14 protein-coding genes are annotated in these 14846 nt (G+C 72.4%); 11 read left to right on the top strand and 3 right to left on the bottom strand.

Translation table 11 applies throughout. From position 1 onward, the window contains the following. Window positions 1-72 precede the first annotated feature (72 nt). Entirely contained in the window at window positions 73-1071 is a 999-nt protein-coding gene (locus ABEA81_RS04365; protein ID WP_345603447.1) for an AraC-like ligand-binding domain-containing protein, read from the top strand. A gap of 52 nt (window positions 1072-1123) precedes the next feature. Here the strand turns inward: ABEA81_RS04365 and ABEA81_RS04360 are convergent, their stop codons facing one another. Next, window positions 1124-1405, bottom strand: a complete 282-nt coding sequence (locus ABEA81_RS04360; RefSeq protein WP_345603446.1) for a cupin domain-containing protein — start codon at window positions 1403-1405, stop codon at window positions 1124-1126. A gap of 4 nt (window positions 1406-1409) precedes the next feature. Here ABEA81_RS04360 and ABEA81_RS04355 point away from each other — a divergent pair, with 4 nt between their 5' ends. From ABEA81_RS04355 to ABEA81_RS04330, 6 genes are all read left to right on the top strand, one after another. Continuing rightward, window positions 1410-1709 carry a hypothetical protein gene (locus ABEA81_RS04355; protein ID WP_345603445.1) on the top strand — a complete coding sequence of 100 codons (300 nt, stop codon included), beginning with the start codon at window positions 1410-1412 and terminating at the stop codon, window positions 1707-1709. 63 nt (window positions 1710-1772) lie between these two features. Then, on the top strand, window positions 1773-4664 hold the full coding sequence (locus ABEA81_RS04350) for an FAD-binding and (Fe-S)-binding domain-containing protein (RefSeq protein WP_425570444.1): 2892 nt from the start codon (window positions 1773-1775) through the stop codon (window positions 4662-4664). Between the two features lie 340 nt (window positions 4665-5004). After that, window positions 5005-5238 carry a hypothetical protein gene (locus ABEA81_RS04345; RefSeq protein ID WP_345603444.1) on the top strand — a complete coding sequence of 78 codons (234 nt, stop codon included), beginning with the start codon at window positions 5005-5007 and terminating at the stop codon, window positions 5236-5238. A 94-nt stretch (window positions 5239-5332) separates the two neighbouring features. Beyond that, window positions 5333-6073 carry a FadR/GntR family transcriptional regulator gene (locus ABEA81_RS04340; protein ID WP_345603443.1) on the top strand — a complete coding sequence of 247 codons (741 nt, stop codon included), beginning with the start codon at window positions 5333-5335 and terminating at the stop codon, window positions 6071-6073. Window positions 6074-6088: 15 nt separating this feature from the next. Beyond that, on the top strand, window positions 6089-7489 hold the full coding sequence (hydA, locus tag ABEA81_RS04335; RefSeq protein ID WP_345603442.1) for a dihydropyrimidinase: 1401 nt from the start codon (window positions 6089-6091) through the stop codon (window positions 7487-7489). Window positions 7490-7527: 38 nt separating this feature from the next. After that, window positions 7528-8943, top strand: coding sequence for an MFS transporter (locus tag ABEA81_RS04330; RefSeq protein ID WP_345603441.1), 1416 nt, complete (start codon window positions 7528-7530; stop codon window positions 8941-8943). A gap of 52 nt (window positions 8944-8995) precedes the next feature. On the opposite strand, the gene ABEA81_RS04325 is transcribed toward ABEA81_RS04330, so the two are convergent. Beyond that, complete coding sequence (locus tag ABEA81_RS04325; protein WP_345603440.1) at window positions 8996-9637, bottom strand: TetR/AcrR family transcriptional regulator; 642 nt, start codon at window positions 9635-9637, stop codon at window positions 8996-8998. Window positions 9638-9735: 98 nt separating this feature from the next. On the opposite strand from ABEA81_RS04325, the gene ABEA81_RS04320 reads away from it, so the two are divergent. Next, entirely contained in the window at window positions 9736-10767 is a 1032-nt protein-coding gene (locus tag ABEA81_RS04320; RefSeq protein ID WP_345603715.1) for a hypothetical protein, read from the top strand. A gap of 27 nt (window positions 10768-10794) precedes the next feature. Here the strand turns inward: ABEA81_RS04320 and ABEA81_RS04315 are convergent, their stop codons facing one another. Then, the gene (locus tag ABEA81_RS04315) at window positions 10795-11208 is read right to left on the bottom strand and encodes an STAS domain-containing protein (RefSeq protein WP_345603439.1); all 414 of its coding nucleotides are present in this window, start codon (window positions 11206-11208) and stop codon (window positions 10795-10797) included. A gap of 1180 nt (window positions 11209-12388) precedes the next feature. On the opposite strand from ABEA81_RS04315, the gene ABEA81_RS04310 reads away from it, so the two are divergent. The 3 genes from ABEA81_RS04310 (at window position 12389) to ABEA81_RS04300 (ending at window position 14613) form a co-directional block, all read left to right on the top strand. Then, entirely contained in the window at window positions 12389-12646 is a 258-nt protein-coding gene (locus tag ABEA81_RS04310) for a hypothetical protein (RefSeq protein WP_345603438.1), read from the top strand. Window positions 12647-12829: 183 nt separating this feature from the next. After that, window positions 12830-13261, top strand: coding sequence for an STAS domain-containing protein (locus ABEA81_RS04305; protein WP_345603437.1), 432 nt, complete (start codon window positions 12830-12832; stop codon window positions 13259-13261). Between the two features lie 170 nt (window positions 13262-13431). Then, window positions 13432-14613 (top strand): ROK family protein, encoded by a 1182-nt coding sequence (locus ABEA81_RS04300; protein WP_345603436.1) that lies wholly within the window; start codon window positions 13432-13434, stop codon window positions 14611-14613. Window positions 14614-14846 lie beyond the last annotated feature (233 nt).

Here is a 14846-nt window from a genome sequence, read left to right as displayed (position 1 = left end):
CACTGCGCGGACCCCGCGGCGCGACGGCGCAGATGCGACGATGCCGCAACGGACCCGCGGAAGGAGTGGGCGGTGCAGGACGACGTCCGGGAGCTGCGGCCGGCCGGCGCGGCGGCGAGGGCCACCGTCGCGGCCGGCAACCTGGAGGAGTGGCGGGACGCCGTGCACGCCGACCACCTGCCGGTCGTGGTCGACGTGCCGGGCGGCGGCGCGTTCTCGGGAACCCTCACGGCGCACCGGTTCGACGAGCTGGTGGTGCGCGAGTTCGAGGCCCGCCCGCACGTCGTCGCGCAGACGTCGCAGGTGCCGGCCGACGACGGCTGCTACAAGTTCGGGGTCCAGCTCGACGGCTACAGCCTGTTCTGCCAGGACGGCCGCGAGGCCGCGCTGACCCCGGGCGACCTTGCATTCTGCGACGCCACCCGCCCCTACGAGCTCGTGTTCCACGAGAGCTTCCGGATGCTCACCGTGATGTTCCCGAAGTCGTGGTTCACGTTCGGGCCGGACACGATGGCGCACTTCACCGCCACGCGGTTCTCGGGCCGGCAGGGTGCCGGACCGCTCATCGCGAAGACGCTGTGGGACGTCGTGCACCACGCGGCGGCACCATGCAGCCGGCAGGCCCAGCGCGAGGTCGCCCGCAGCGTGGTCGGCCTGCTGTCCGGCTACGTCGGAGCCCGCTGCGCCGACGAGATCGCCACGCTGGCGGCGCCGGAGACCCTGTTCTCCCGCGCGACCGAGTTCATCGCCGCACACCTCGCCGACCCGCAGCTCAGCCCGGCCGCGGTGGCCCGCTCCCAGCACGTGTCGCTGCGGCTGCTGCAGCGCGAGTTCGCGGCGCACTCGACGTCGGTCGCCGGCTGGATCCGCGAGCAGCGGCTCGAGCGCTGCCGCCGCGACCTCGAACGCTCCGACGCCCGCACACCCATCGGCGAGGTCGGGGCGCGCTGGGGACTCATCGACGCCGGGACGTTCTCGAAAGCGTTCAAGGCCGCCTACGGCGCCAGCCCTCGGGAGTACCGCGTCGTCCATCGAACGACGACGCAGGGGTCAGGGCCCGTGGCGATCTGACGAACACCACGACCACCGTGCCCAGCCGGGCGGACCCAGGCCGCCCGGCCGCTCACCAGCGCGCGTCTCGAACCGCCTGCTCGTACTCCTCATCGGACACCTCGCCCAGCCACTCGGTGGGGCCGAAGGAGTACGCGGTATGGGTCAGGAGGCTGTCCGGGCCGGCCCCGTGCCAGTGCACCTCGCCCGCCGGGGTCCAGACGCTCTGCCCCGCCGTCAGCGGTGCGCCGAGCCCGTCCTGCCCGACGACGAAGCCGCTGCCGTGAGTGACGACGATGAGCTGGCCGCCATCGTGGCGGTGCCAGTAGGTCCGGGCAGCCGGGGCGAAGGCCACGAGGTTGACGACGGGGTCGCCGGCGGAGATCGGGTCGCACTGGCTCACCGGGTCCGGCGGGTCCTCCGCGAGGTACTACTGGGAGAACTTCCCGCCCGAGCGCAGTGCGCTCGTGCACGTGCCGGCGGCCGTGACGATCTTCCCGCGCGACATCGAACGGCTGCCGCGGTCCTGGGTCGAGCGCCGGTACCGCGATCTGCGCGTCTGGAGCGAAGCCGATCGGGGAGGCCACTTTCCGATGCTCGAGGTGCCGGAGCGGTACGTCGCCGAGCTGCGGACCGCCTTCGCGGTGATGCTGGGCTGACCAACCGGCTCCTCCCGACCGATCCGGAGGTACCGTCGCCCCGCACCCCCGGAAGGAGCTCTCGTGAGCGGCACCACCGCGTACCGCGCCCTGGAAAGCGACCTGCGCGCCGCCATCGGTGGCGAGGTCCGGTTCGACGCGGCCAGCCGCGCGATGTGGTCCGCGGACGCGTCGAACTACCGGGGCGTACCGATCGGCGTCATCTCCCCGCTGGACGCCACCGACGTCGAGGCCGCCATGGCGGTGTGCCGGGAGCACGACGTGCCGGTGCTCCCCGTCGGGTCGCGCACCTCCATCGCCGGGCAGGCGGTCAACACCGCCGTCGCGTTCGACTTCCGCGCCCACATGAACGCGATCGTGTCCGTCGACCCGGACGCGCGGACCGCGACCGTCCAGCCCGGTGCGGTGTGCGACGCCGTCCGGGACGCCGGGAAGCCGCACGGGCTCACGTTCGGGCCGGATCCGTCGACGCACAACCGCTGCTCGATCGGCGGCATGATCGGCAACAACGCCTGCGGGTCGCACTCGGTGGCGTGGGGCAAGACCGTCGACAACGTCCGCTCGCTCGACGTGCTCACCTACCGCGGGGAGCGGCTCACCCTCTGCGGCGACGGCACCGAGATCGGCGCGATCCCGGACGCGCTGCGCACGCTCGGCGCCGACCTGGCGCCGGAGGTCGAGCGCCACGTCCCCGAGCTCACCCGCCGGGTGTCGGGCTACAACCTCGACCAGCTCGTTCCCGGGAACGTGAACCTGGCCAAGGCGCTGGTCGGCACCGAGGGCACCTGCGCGACGATCCTGTCGGCGACGGTCGACCTGGTCGAGTCGCCGCCGGCCCGGGCGCTGGCCGTCCTGGGTTTTCCGGACGCCTACCACGCCGCGGACCACGTCATGACCGTCCGCGAGCAGCGCCCGCTCACCATCGAGGGGATGGACGCCGGGCTGATCGCGTCGCTGCGCGCGCTGCGCCCGGACGAGACGACGTCCCGGATGCTCCCCGAGGGCAAGGGGTGGCTCTACGTCGAGACGGGCGGCGAGGACCGGGCCGCCGCGGAGGCCGCCGCGCAGGCCGTCGCCGACGCGATGAAGCCCTACACCGTCGGGGCCGTGGTGGTGGCCGAACCCGAGCAGATGGCCGCCCTGTGGCGGGTCCGTGAGGAGGGCGCCGGGCTGCTCACCCGTTCCCCCGACGGCGGCGAGGCCTGGCCCGGCTGGGAGGACGCCGCTGTCCCGCCCGAGAGGTTCGGCGCCTACCTGCGCGAGTTCGACGAGGTCCTGCGCAAGCACGGCCGCAAGGGCATCTACTACGGCCACTTCGGCGACGGCTGCCTGCACGTCCGGATCGACTTCGACCTGCTGACCACGCCGGGCATCGCGAACTTCCGGGCGTTCATGACCGACGCCGCGGACCTCGTCGTCGCCCATGGCGGGTCGCTGTCCGGCGAGCACGGCGACGGCCAGGCCAGGGCCGAGCTGCTACCGCGGATGTACCCCCCGCAGATCATCGCCGGCTTCGAGCGGTTCAAGGAGATCTGGGACCCGGACGACCGGATGAACCCGGGCCGCGTCGTCCGGCCGGCGAGGATGGACGAGAACCTGCGCGTCCAGCTCGGCATGCCGACCCTGCCCGACGAGCCGAAGCTGGCGTTCGGCCACGACCGCGGCTCCTTCCACCGCGCCACCCGGCGCTGCCTCGGCGTCGGCAAGTGCGTGGTCGACACCGGCTCCGGCGTGATGTGCCCGAGCTGGAACGTCACCCAGGAGGAGAAGCACTCCACCCGCGGGCGGGCCCGCCTGCTCTTCGAGATGGCGAACGGCCAGATCATCACCGACGGCTGGCGGTCCGACGAGGTCGCCGAGTCGCTGGACCTGTGCCTGTCCTGCAAGGGCTGCAAGTCCGACTGTCCGGTCGGCGTCGACATGGCCGCCTACAAGACCGAGTTCCTCGCCCACCGCTACCACCGCAGGCTGCGGCCGCGCTCGCACTACTCGATGGGTGCGCTCCCGCGCTGGCTGCGGGTCGTCGGGAGGCTGCCCGCCGCCGCCGTCGACGGGCTGAACCGGCTCGCGCGGGTGCCGTTGCTGGCGAAGGTCGCGAAGAAGGCAGGCGGGATCGACTCCCGGCGCTCCATCCCGCCGATCGCCCGCGAGACCTACACCGCCCGCGCGGCGAAGGGCGTGCCGATCAGCCAGGTGGCCGACCTGGGCGTCGAGGCCGGCAGCCGCGGCCCGCTGCTGCTGTGGACCGACACCTTCACCGACCACTTCGACCCGGACATCGCCGCCGACGCCGTCGCCGTCCTCACGGCGCTGGGGTACCGGGTGCAGCTGCCGCCGCGCACCGTGTGCTGTGGCCTGACCTGGATCTCGACCGGCCAGGTCGCCGCGGCGCGGCGGGTGCTGGCGCGGAGCCTGCGCGCGATCGGGCCGGCCCTCGACGCGGGTGTCCCGGTCGTGGGGCTGGAGCCGTCGTGCACGGCGGCGCTGCGCTCGGACGCCGCCGAGCTGCTCCCCCACGAGCCGCGCGTGAAGCTGCTGCAGCAGCAGGTGAAGACGTTCGCCGAGCTCCTCGCGCGGCACGCCGACGAGCTGTCGGCGGCCGCCGGTGCCGGCAACGGCGCTGCGCTGGTGCAGATCCACTGCCACCAGCACGCCGAGCTGGGCAGCGAGCCGGACCGAGCGGTGCTGGCCGCGCTCGGTGTGGACGCCACCGTGCTCGACTCCGGCTGTTGTGGCCTCGCCGGCAACTTCGGTTTCGAGGACGGGCACTACGACGTCTCGATGGCCTGTGCCGAGCGGGCGCTCCTGCCCGCGGTTCGGGCCGCCGACGAGTCGGTGGCGCTGTTGGCCGACGGCTACTCCTGCCGCACCCAGGTCCGCCAGGCCGGGGAGCGGGAACCGGTGCACCTCGCCCAGATCGCGGCCAGGGCGCTGCGCGGTGCGGACCCGGCATGACCGAGCTGCAACGTCCCGGCCGCGCGCAGCGTCACGCGCTCGGCGGGGAGAACCCGCGCGTGCGCCGCTGTCCACAGGGTCGTGACCGGCGCGTGCGACCGGGACGAGCGTCGCTCGACGTGTTCGACCACCCGACCTGATCGAACTCGACGTCGCCGACGCGGCATGGAACCCCGACCCGTCGTGAACCAGCAGACCCGGCGCGCCGTGTCGTTCTTCGAGCCGACTCGCGTCGTCGCGGGCGCCGCGTCCGCCGTCGGAGACTCCCCGACGGCGACGCGATCCGCACGACCCGGGACCCCACCACCCTCGCCGTCGCCGCCTGGATCGGAGCCTGACGTTGCCCGACGCCCCGCTCATCGCGACCCCGCAGGCCTACCCGCTCCTGTGCATCAACGAGCTCGACATGTGCTACTTCGTGGTCGGATGGACCGCCACCGGTACGCCCGTCGGGGTCCCCGAGTCCCCGCTCGCGGCCATGGGTCGCGCCACCACCGACGCCAAGGAGATCAAGGGCGGCGGCAAGCTCACCTACGAGATGCCCAGGATGAACGTCTCCACAGCGGACCCCTGATCACCACGTCACACCGGACGCCGCACCCTCGCGGCCGGCGGCGCGCATAACAGCAGGTCGTGACATCTGCACCCAAGAGGTTTAACCTCTGCGTGTGCAGAGGTCCGACCAGTCCGCGCAGTCCTCCCGAACGCCCCGCCTCTACCTCTCCGTCGCCCAGGACCTGCTGGCCGCGATGGCCGCAGGCGAGTACGTGTCCGGCGTCCGGCTGCCCGGGGACCGCGACCTCGCTGCCCGGCTCGACGTCTCCCGCACCACCGTGCGGGAGGCGATCCTCGCCCTGGAGCTCATCGGCGCCGTCGAGGTGCGCCACGGCGACGGCACGTACGTGCGCGGCCCGCACGGCGGCGTCGCCGGGATCGAGGGGTCGGCGCTCGACGTCGCCCCGCGCGAGCTGATCGAAGCCCGCCGCTCGCTCGAACCGGTGGTCGCGGGGCTCGCCGCCACCCGCATCGACACCGACCGGCTCCGCAGCCTCACGCGGGACCTGGACGAGGCCACCGAGATCGTCGCCGACCCGTCGCGGCTCCCCCGTTTCATGGAACTGGGCCTGCGGTTCCACGCCGACCTCGCGCTCGGCTGCGGCAACACGCTGCTCGCCGGGATCGTCGGCCAGCTCGTCGATGCCGAGACCCACCCGCTGTGGCTGCTGGTCAACCAGCACGCCGTGAGCTCGCCGCAGGCCCGCGAGGGTCAGCTGCACCAGCACCGCGAGGTGCTGGGCGCGATCGCCAGCGGCGACGCCGCCCGCGCCGCCGCCGCCATGACCACCCACCTGGCGTCCGTCGACGCCGTGATCTTCCATCCCGCCACCAGCGACCGATCCACCTCGTAGCAGGGAGCCGCACCGATGTCCTTCCCCCAGCCCGCCGACGTCGTCGTCCACGGCGGCACCGTGGTCAACGCCGGCGGGAGCGGCCCGGCCACCGTGGTCGTGTCCGGCGGCCGGATCGCCGCCGTGCAGTCGCCGGAGCTGCCGCTCCCGCCGCACGGGCGCGCGATCGACGCCACGGGCAAACTCGTCATCCCCGGCGGGGTCGACCCGCACTGCCACATCGGGCAGCGGCTCGGCGAGTACGCCCAGCTCGACGACTACGCGGGCGCGAGCGTCGCCGCGCTCTGGGGCGGCACCACGACGGTGGTCGACTTCGCGATCCCCGAACCCGGCCAGAGCCCGATCGACGCCGTGCACGAGCGCCGCGAGCTCGCCGCAGTCTCCCGGTGCGACACCGCGCTGCACGGCTGCGTCACCTCCTGGGACGACACCACGGCGAAGCAGATCGCCGCCATGGCCGAGGGCGGTGTCCGGACGATCAAGTTGTTCACGACGTACAAGGACGTCGTCATGGCCGAGCCCGACACGGTGCTCGAGGTGCTGCGCACGCTGCACGCCCAGGGCGGCATCGCCTACGTGCACGCCGAGGCCAACCACGTGATCGAGGACGCCCAGGACCTCGCGGCTGCGGCGAACCGGGCCGACGCCGGGCACCACGCGCTCACCCGGCCCGAGCTGGCCGAGGCCGCCGCCGTGGCCGAGGTGCTCGCCACGGCCGAGCACGTCGGCGCGCCGGTGTACTTCGTGCACCAGACGACCGCCGAGGCCGTCGACCTCGTGCGGGCCGCCCGCCGCCGCGGCGTGCGCGCCTACACCGAGACGTGCCCGCACTACCTGACCCTCGACGAGGGCACCTACGCCGACGATCACCCGGAGCGCTACGTCTGCTGTCCGCCGCTGCGGGCGCCCGAGACCGTCGCCCGGCTGCACGCCCGTGCCCTCACCGGCGACGTCGACGCGCTCGGCTCCGATCACTGCTGCTACTCGACGGCGCAGAAGGTCGAGCATTCCGACGACGTGCGGCTCATGCCCAACGGCCTGCCGGGCGTGGAGACGCGGCTGCCCGTGACCTTCACCCGGCTCGTCGCCGATGGCGGGATGCCCGTCGAGCGGTTCGTGGCGTTGTTCGCCACGAACCCGGCGCGGCTCAACGGCCTCACCGGCAAGGGCGTGATCGCCCCGGGCGCCGACGCCGACATCGTCGTGCTCGACCCGCAGGCGCGCCGCCGGGTGGCCGTCGCCGACCTGCACATGCAGAGCGACTACACGCCGTACGAGGGCCGTGAGCTGACCGGCTGGGCGCAATCCGTGCTCAGTGCCGGACGCGTCGTGCTCGACGCCGACGGCTTCCACGACCCCGGCCCCGTCGGCCGGACCCTGCACGCCGACCCGATCCCGGACCACCTGCTGACCTGATCCCCGCACAACCACCCCGCAGAACCACGGAGCCCCCCATGACCGTGCCACCCCCGGCCTCCCGGACCGAGCAGCTACGGGACCAGGCTCAGCGCCAGCTCGGAGCGGCGCTGGACCGCATCCCGTTCCGGCGCGCGCACGTGCTGATCCTGGTGCTCGTGGCGTTCGGCGCGCTGTTCGACGCCATCGAGCAGTACAACGTCGGCCTCGCGGCCCCGCTCATCGCCGCGCAATGGGAGCTGTCGAACGCCGAGGTCGGCCTGCTGACCACCCTGACGTTCGCCGGGATGGCGATCGGCTCGCTGATCGCGGGGGTCACTGGTGACCGCTACGGGCGGCGCATCACCTACATGTACAACCTGGCGCTCTACACCGTGGGGGCGTTGCTCGCCGCGTTCGCACCCGACCTCGGCTGGCTCCTCGTCGCCCGGTTCGTCGTCGGCATCGGGCTCGGCGGCGAGCTCAACACCGGCCTCACCCTGGTCGCCGAGCTCATGCCGACGAAGTACCGCGGCGCGGCCGTCGCCACGGTCAACATCGCCGCAGGCGGCCTCGGGATCTTCGCCTCCTCGGCGCTCGCCGCGCTCATGCTCGGCCCTCTGGAAACAGCGCTCGGCGGCCCCGAGACGGCCTGGCGCTGGTTGCTCGGCATCCTCGCCCTGCCCGCTCTGCTCGTGTTCGTCTACCGCTGGTTCCTGCCGGAGTCGCCGCGTTACCTGCTGGTCGAGGGCCGGGTGAACGAGGCGAACGAGGTGCTGACCCGGCTCGCCGCCAACCGCCTGCGCCCGCTGCGCGGCGGCGGGCCGACCGCCTACGTCGACGCGGTCGAGGGCCAGCGGCTGCCCCGGCAGCGCATCCGGCTCGCCGAGATCTTCGAGGGCAGGCTCGCGCGCAACACGCTGGTGATCTGGGTCGTCTCGGCGATGACGTTCGGCGCGCAGGTCACGATCACCGTGTTCATGCCGACGGTGCTCGTCGCCCGCGGCTTCGACGTCTCCACGTCGCTGGGCTACACGACGATCATCAACGTCGGCGGCCTCGTCGGCGCGGTGCTCGCCAGCGTGTTCGGCTACCGCTTCAAGCGTCGGGTGGTGCTCGGCTACGGCGCGATCGTCGCCGTGCTCGTCGCGATCGCGTTCGGCACGTCGGCGAACCTCGCGATGATCCTCGTCCTCGGCGGGCTGCTGCAGCTGATGTTCATCCTGCTCAACACCACGACCTGGGTCTGGGCCCCCGAGCTGTACCCGACCCGGGTGCGCGCATTCGGCACCGGCGCGTCGGTGACGGTCGCGCTCGTCGCCGCCTCGCTCATCCCGCTGCTCGCCGGCGTGATCGTGGACGCGACCGGCGCCGTCGGCATGTTCGTCATGGTCGGCGTCATGTACGCCGTGATGGCCGTGGCGGTGCGGCTCGGCCCGGAGACGCAGGGTGTCGCGCTGGAGGACGCCGGCTGAAGGTCCGCCCCCCGGTGATGATTCCGGCCGGCGCGATCCGCGCGGACCGTGTTCACTCCGTACCCGCGGACGCGGCGGCGTCGAGTGCGGGCCGCAGTGGCGCCAGCACGGACCGGAGGAGCTCGGGCAGTGAGCCCGACGACACGACGAGCTCGTCGGTCACGAGTGATGCCCCGGCCGGCTGGAGCCATCGCTCCAGCGCGACGTGAACAGCGGCGGCCACGCTCGCCGCGAGCACGCGAGGGGTGTGGTCGTGGGTCTCGCCGAGCCGGCCCGCGATCGCCTCGGCGAGGGGACGTTCGACAGCGGTGGCGGCGTCGATGAACGCGTCGCGCAGCGCTGGACGCGTGGTGATCATCAGCAGTGCGTTGCGGGCGTCTTCACCCGGCTCGGCGTACTGCTCGACGATCGCGTCGATGACGGCATCGGCGAGACCGACGTTCGCGGGCCGACCCGCCACCGCCGCCGCCACGCGTGACCCCCGATCGGCGATGACGGCGGCGACGATCGCCTGTTCACGGCTGGAGAAATAGTTGTTGTAGGTCCGCGGGGAGACCCCGGCAGCCTCGGCGATGTCGTCGACGCGCACGTTGTCCGGCCCGCGCTCCAGTGCGAGACGCAGTGCCGCCTCGCGCAATGCCCGACGAGTCGCCTGCTTCTTCCGTTCACGCAGCCCCGCCGGTTCCGTCGTCACGCCCCCAGCATCCCACGCAACATGCGCACGCGCAAAATTGCGTGCGCGCATGTTGTGCCCGTACGGTGGCTCCCACTCCGACGAAAAGGATCACACCGATGCGCGCCAAGGGCATGACCTACGACACCGGCTTCCTCCGGGGCGGCGCGACCTCGCGCCGACGCTTCGATCGCGCGGTGGTCGAGCGCGAGCTGGCCATCATCCGCGATGACCTGCACTGCAACGCCGTCCAGATCACCGGTGGCGATCCGGAACGGATCGAGCTCGCCGCCGCGTGCGCCGCCGAGCTGGGGCTCGAGATCTGGTTCTCGCCCTACCCGCTGGAGCTGACGACCGGGGAGATCCTCTCGATGCTGACCGACTGCGCCCAGCGGGCCGAGCGGCTCCGCGTGACAGGAGCCGAGGTCGTGTTCGTGACCGGCGTCGAACTGACGATCATGAACCGCGGATTCCTCCCCGGCAACAGCGTCGAAGAGCGGCTCCAACGACTGCTCGGCGACCCCGACGGCCGGCACGAACGGCTCGCCGACGTCAGTGCACGTCTCGACGACTTCCTCGGTGCGGCCGTGGCGGCCGTCCGCGAACACTTCCACGGCCGGATCACCTACGCGTCGATACCGTTCGAGCGCATCGACTGGCGCCGGTTCGACATCAGGTCCGTCGAGCTGATCCGGTCCGCCGAAGTCGCCGACCAGTTCAGGGACGGCGTCCGCACCCTCGTCTCGCAGGGCGAGCCGGTCGCGATCACCGGCTTCGGCGCGTCCACCTACCGGGGCGCGGGGGACATCGGCGCTCGGGCCATGGAGATCGTCGAGCTCGACGGGGACACAGGCGTCCCCGTTCGGCTGAACGGGGACTACATCCGCGATGAGGCCGGCCAGGCCACCTACCTGCGCGAGGTGTTGGAGATCTTCGAGACCGAGGGGGTCGACAGCACGTTCGTGTTCCTCTTCGCGCTCGAGAGCCACCCGCACCGCCCCGATGGCGACCCCCGCGACGACCTCGACCTGGCCAGCCCCGGCATCGTCAAGGTCTTCGAGGACCGCCACGGCGAGACCTACCCGGACATGCACTGGGAACCCAAGGCCGCGTTCACCGCCCTGGCCGACATCTACGGCGACCGACCGTGACGGTGACGTGGTGCAGTACGCCACGCCTCAGCGCACCCCAGGCAGGGTTGGCCTGATGCGGTGCTCCACACGATCTGTGCGTTCCGGCCGAAGCTCCTCGGAGCGCTCCACCTCGAAGTCGGGGCCGACACCCTCGGGACGGGAGGCCGACACCATGCCCGCGGCCTCGAGGGCGAACTGCGCGGGCGACGGATCGCGGTAGACCAGCCGGAGCGGCACCCCGCTGACCGTCGCGCGATCGGCCGCACACAGCAGTACTTGCAGGCCTGCGACGCCGAGGAAGGTGACGTCGTGCAGGTCGAGCTCGATCAACGACGGCCCGCGCTCGAGCTGACGGTGCACGGCCGCACTCAAGCGGGCCGCGGTGGCCGCATCGACCTCACCGACCGCCGCGATCGTGGTCGCGCCGTCGGGGAGGTACTGCACATCCAGCGTGAGCATCTTCTGCGCCTTCTGGGCTCCGTCGCCCGATGAAGCCTCGGCCGTGAGGTGGCCGAGACTGAGCGATTACCCACCGGGGAAGCACGCCACGCCGGCTACCGGTCGCTACTTGCGCGGATCGGCGCTCCGGCCCCCACGCGTCCGCCGGGCCGTCTTGCACACGGCGGCGACGGCCGCGAGGCCGTGCTGATCGCTGCACATCCGCTCACGCCCTCGATGCTGTTGGACGCCATCGCCATCCAGGTCAACGGGCCGCGCACCTGACCGCACAGGTGCGCCCGCGCGAGCTGTTCATCGACGCTCACGTTGTGGATCTCGAGCCGTTCGCCGGCCTCGCAACCGCGGGTATCCCGCATGAGGACATCCAGCTCTCGTTGACGGAGGTGGATCGGCGCCTGCCACTGACGCCCGTGGCCTATCCGGTTGCACTATCACGAATCTCGTCGTTCACGATCTGGCAACCGCAATCGTCGGCACCCTCGGTGGAGCGAGTTCCTACGGTGGCTACCGCCCGCACGGATTGTCAGACGAATCAAGCGGCCACAATGCGGCGCACGGCAAAGCCGGCGGCATTCATCCGCCGCGCGCTGCACCCGATCGGGATCCACGCCGCGCTGCCCCGTTCGCCCGTGCAACAGCTGACACCGCGTGTCACGAGCGGGTCAGGACGACTTCGGGCCTAGATTCACCACCTCTTCCCCGCGTTCCAGCGTTCGCTGCGTCGTCGTCCCCGACGCGGGGCCGGCGCTCCCCCGCCTGATACCAGTACCCCGCGCGGCCGCGAGATCACAACAGCGGGCCGTTGCTGACCGATTCAGATCTCAGTGCGTGGGAACAGGTGCCCGGTGGGAAAGACGCCAGTTCTGATCATGCTTTCCGGTTGATGCGAGGAAGGGGTTGCGCGCACGAAGTGCGGGGGGCTAAATGAGATCCCGGCTGTTCTGCGGGTCGCGTTCGGCGCACGACCGGCGCCCGAGGATGGCAGTGCAGGTCGAGCAACAAGGGAGTCGAGCCGATGATCACAACGACTCCGCTTGATCGCATCGGTCCCGCCTCGACGGCGCCATCCGACGTGCCCGCGGTAGCGATCCGGGCCGTCTGGCCCGATCGTGACCACGCACTGATCGGGGTGGTCGGGGCGGCGGTCCACCTCGACCGCCTCGCCGAGTTGCACGAGCGCGTGGAGGCGCTGCTGATCGGCGGGGTCCGATTCCTGCTGGTGGACCTGAGCGAGGCGCAGGCCTGCGACGGTCGGGTCCGCGCGCTGCTCGCCGACGCGGCCGCCCGACTGGCGGACCGGTCCGGCTGGCTGCGCATTCATCCCCACCTCGACGAACCGCCGTCACGGAATCCGGACGTCGCCGATGCGACGCTGCCGGACCTGTTCCTGATCTACCGCGCGATGGGCGGCGACAGCGGAGGCCGCGATGGCCGCTGACCACCGCCGGGCCCGCACCACCGACCCCCGTCCCCGAAGTGCGCCACTGGCTCGCGCAGACGTCACTCCCGCAGATCACCCACGGCCGGCGTCCATCGGCGGCCCACGGTCGACCTGCGCGAAGCCTCCGTCACACCCGGATGAGGGTGAGGAACGTGGAAGGACCCGGCACCGCCGGCGCCGATGAACGACCTGCTGACAACACGCCCGCCCTCAGCCACCGCCCCGCAGCCCGGGCCGTTGGAGGTGCTGCTGCACACCCCCATACCCGAAGTCGTCCTGGTGCGGGTCAGTGGCGAGCTGGACGCGGCGACGGCCCCGGTCCTCGCCGCCCAGACGGCCCGGCAACTGCGCCGGGGACCGCACATCGTGATCGACCTCGCGGGCGTGCCGTTCCTCGGCGTCCGCGGGTTGGACATCCTGCGCGCACTGCAGGAGCAGGCCACCGCCACCGGAGCACAGGTGCACCTGGCCGCCCCCCACCACGCGGTCCGCCGCCCGCTGCGCCTCAGCGGGCTCGACCAGCTGCTCCCGACGGACTCGTCCGCCGAGATGATCATCGCGCGGCTGACGGTCCGATGCTGGACGCGCTCCACGCCGACCGGCGGTGCCTGAGGATCGTACGGACGGCCTGTGCGGGCCGGGCCACGAACAACACGGCACTATGGGTGCATGCTGCGGGACGGGACGGCGCACGGCGTCGCGGTCGGCATCCGTCGGGGTGAGCGGTGACGTCGGGTTCCGGCCGGGACACGGTCAGCGTTCGCCGGCACAATCTGCGCACCGTGCTCCGCTACCTGCACTTGAACGGACCCACCACCAGGACCCAGCTCGGGAAGATCACCGGACTGACGCGCAGCGCCGTCGGCGACCTGGTGGCCGAGCTGGCCGCGGGCGAGCTCGTCAGCGAGTCCGATGTGGTCACGGAGTTCGCCCGGTCGCGGGGCCGTCCTTCCCTGCTCGTCGCACCCCGGGGCGAGGCGGCGCGCGTGCTCGCCGTGGTGATCCGGGACGACACGCTGCGGGCCGCGTGGGTGGGCCTCGGCGGCAGCGTCGGCACGGTCGCCGAGATGCCCCACGACTACGCTCCCGGCGACCCGGAACCCAGCCTCGACCAGCTCACGACCCTGCTCCGCGGGCAGCTCCGCGACAGCCGGCACCCGCCGCTCGCGATCGGGCTCGCCGTCCCCGGACTGGTGCGGGCCACCGACGGCGCGGTCGCGCTCGCCCCCCGGCTCGGTTGGCGGGACCTGCGGCTCGCCGACGAGCTGCGGCGCCGGATCGACGTCGACGCGCCCATCGTCACCGGCAACGACAGCAACTTCATCGCGCTCGCCGAGCACCTGCGCGGGGCCGGGCGCGACCACGACCACATGATCTACTTGGGCAGCGAGCTCGGCGTCGGCGGCGGCATCATCGTCGACGGCAGGCTGCTGCAGGGTGGGCACCCCGGCTACGCGGGCGAGGTCGGCCACATGGTGATCGGTGACGCCGCGCTCCCCTGCTACTGCGGGGGCCACGGCTGCTGGGAGACCCAGGTCGCCGCCGACGCCGTGTTCCGGCACGCCGGGGTGACGGTTACGGGCGCCCACGCCCGCAAAACGGCGCTCGCCGACCTGCTGGCCCGGTCCGAGCAGCGCGACACCGAAGCCCGGGACGCCCTCACCGCGGTGCTCCCGGCCTTCGCGGCCGGCGTCGCCACCCTGCTCTCGCTGTTCAACCCGGGCCGGGTCATCCTCGGCGGCGTGTTCGCCCACCTGCTGCAGCACGCCGAATCGGATCTGCGCACCGCGATCGCCTACCGCCGCCCGGTCCTGTCGAACGGCCCGGTCGACCTGGTCCCCGCCGAACTGGGGGTGCAGGGCCCACTGCTCGGCGCCGCCGAGGCCGCCGTCGACGCCTTCCTCGCCGGCCTCCGCACCGGGTCGACCGCGACTCCTCGAGCGGCTCGGGGCGCCGACCGCTGACTGCCGCCCTCACCGACGAGGCTCGCGCAACAGTGCGCCCTTCGACGACCGGCGGCGAGCAGTAGCAGTCACACCTGCGAGGGCTAGGTGCGAGTCGGCCAGATCCGCCTGGCCCTCGTCCACCAGGAGAAGATCTCGAGCTGGTTCGCGCCACCCCCACCACCGCCGCCGCAGGCAGCGAGGACCGGGCCAGTGGCCAGCAGCGCGCTCGCTGCGCCAACGCCCTTGATGAA

The organism is Pseudonocardia adelaidensis, assembly GCF_039543345.1.
GTDB classification, from domain to species: domain Bacteria; phylum Actinomycetota; class Actinomycetes; order Mycobacteriales; family Pseudonocardiaceae; genus Pseudonocardia; species Pseudonocardia adelaidensis.
Note: the sequence above shows the minus strand (reverse complement) of the source record. Positions and strands in the feature narration are given on the sequence as shown.

Excerpts from the sequence above, each read along its gene's own strand:
- hydA (WP_345603442.1), top strand. The coding sequence starts at position 6,089 with ATGTCCTTCCCCCAGCCCGCCGACGTCGTCGTCCACGGCGGCACCGTG.
- ABEA81_RS04330 (WP_345603441.1), top strand. The coding sequence starts at position 7,528 with ATGACCGTGCCACCCCCGGCCTCCCGGACCGAGCAGCTACGGGACCAG.
- ABEA81_RS04320 (WP_345603715.1), top strand. The coding sequence starts at position 9,736 with ATGCGCGCCAAGGGCATGACCTACGACACCGGCTTCCTCCGGGGCGGC.
- ABEA81_RS04315 (WP_345603439.1), bottom strand. The coding sequence starts at position 11,208 with ATGCTCACGCTGGATGTGCAGTACCTCCCCGACGGCGCGACCACGATC.
- ABEA81_RS04305 (WP_345603437.1), top strand. The coding sequence starts at position 12,830 with ATGAACGACCTGCTGACAACACGCCCGCCCTCAGCCACCGCCCCGCAG.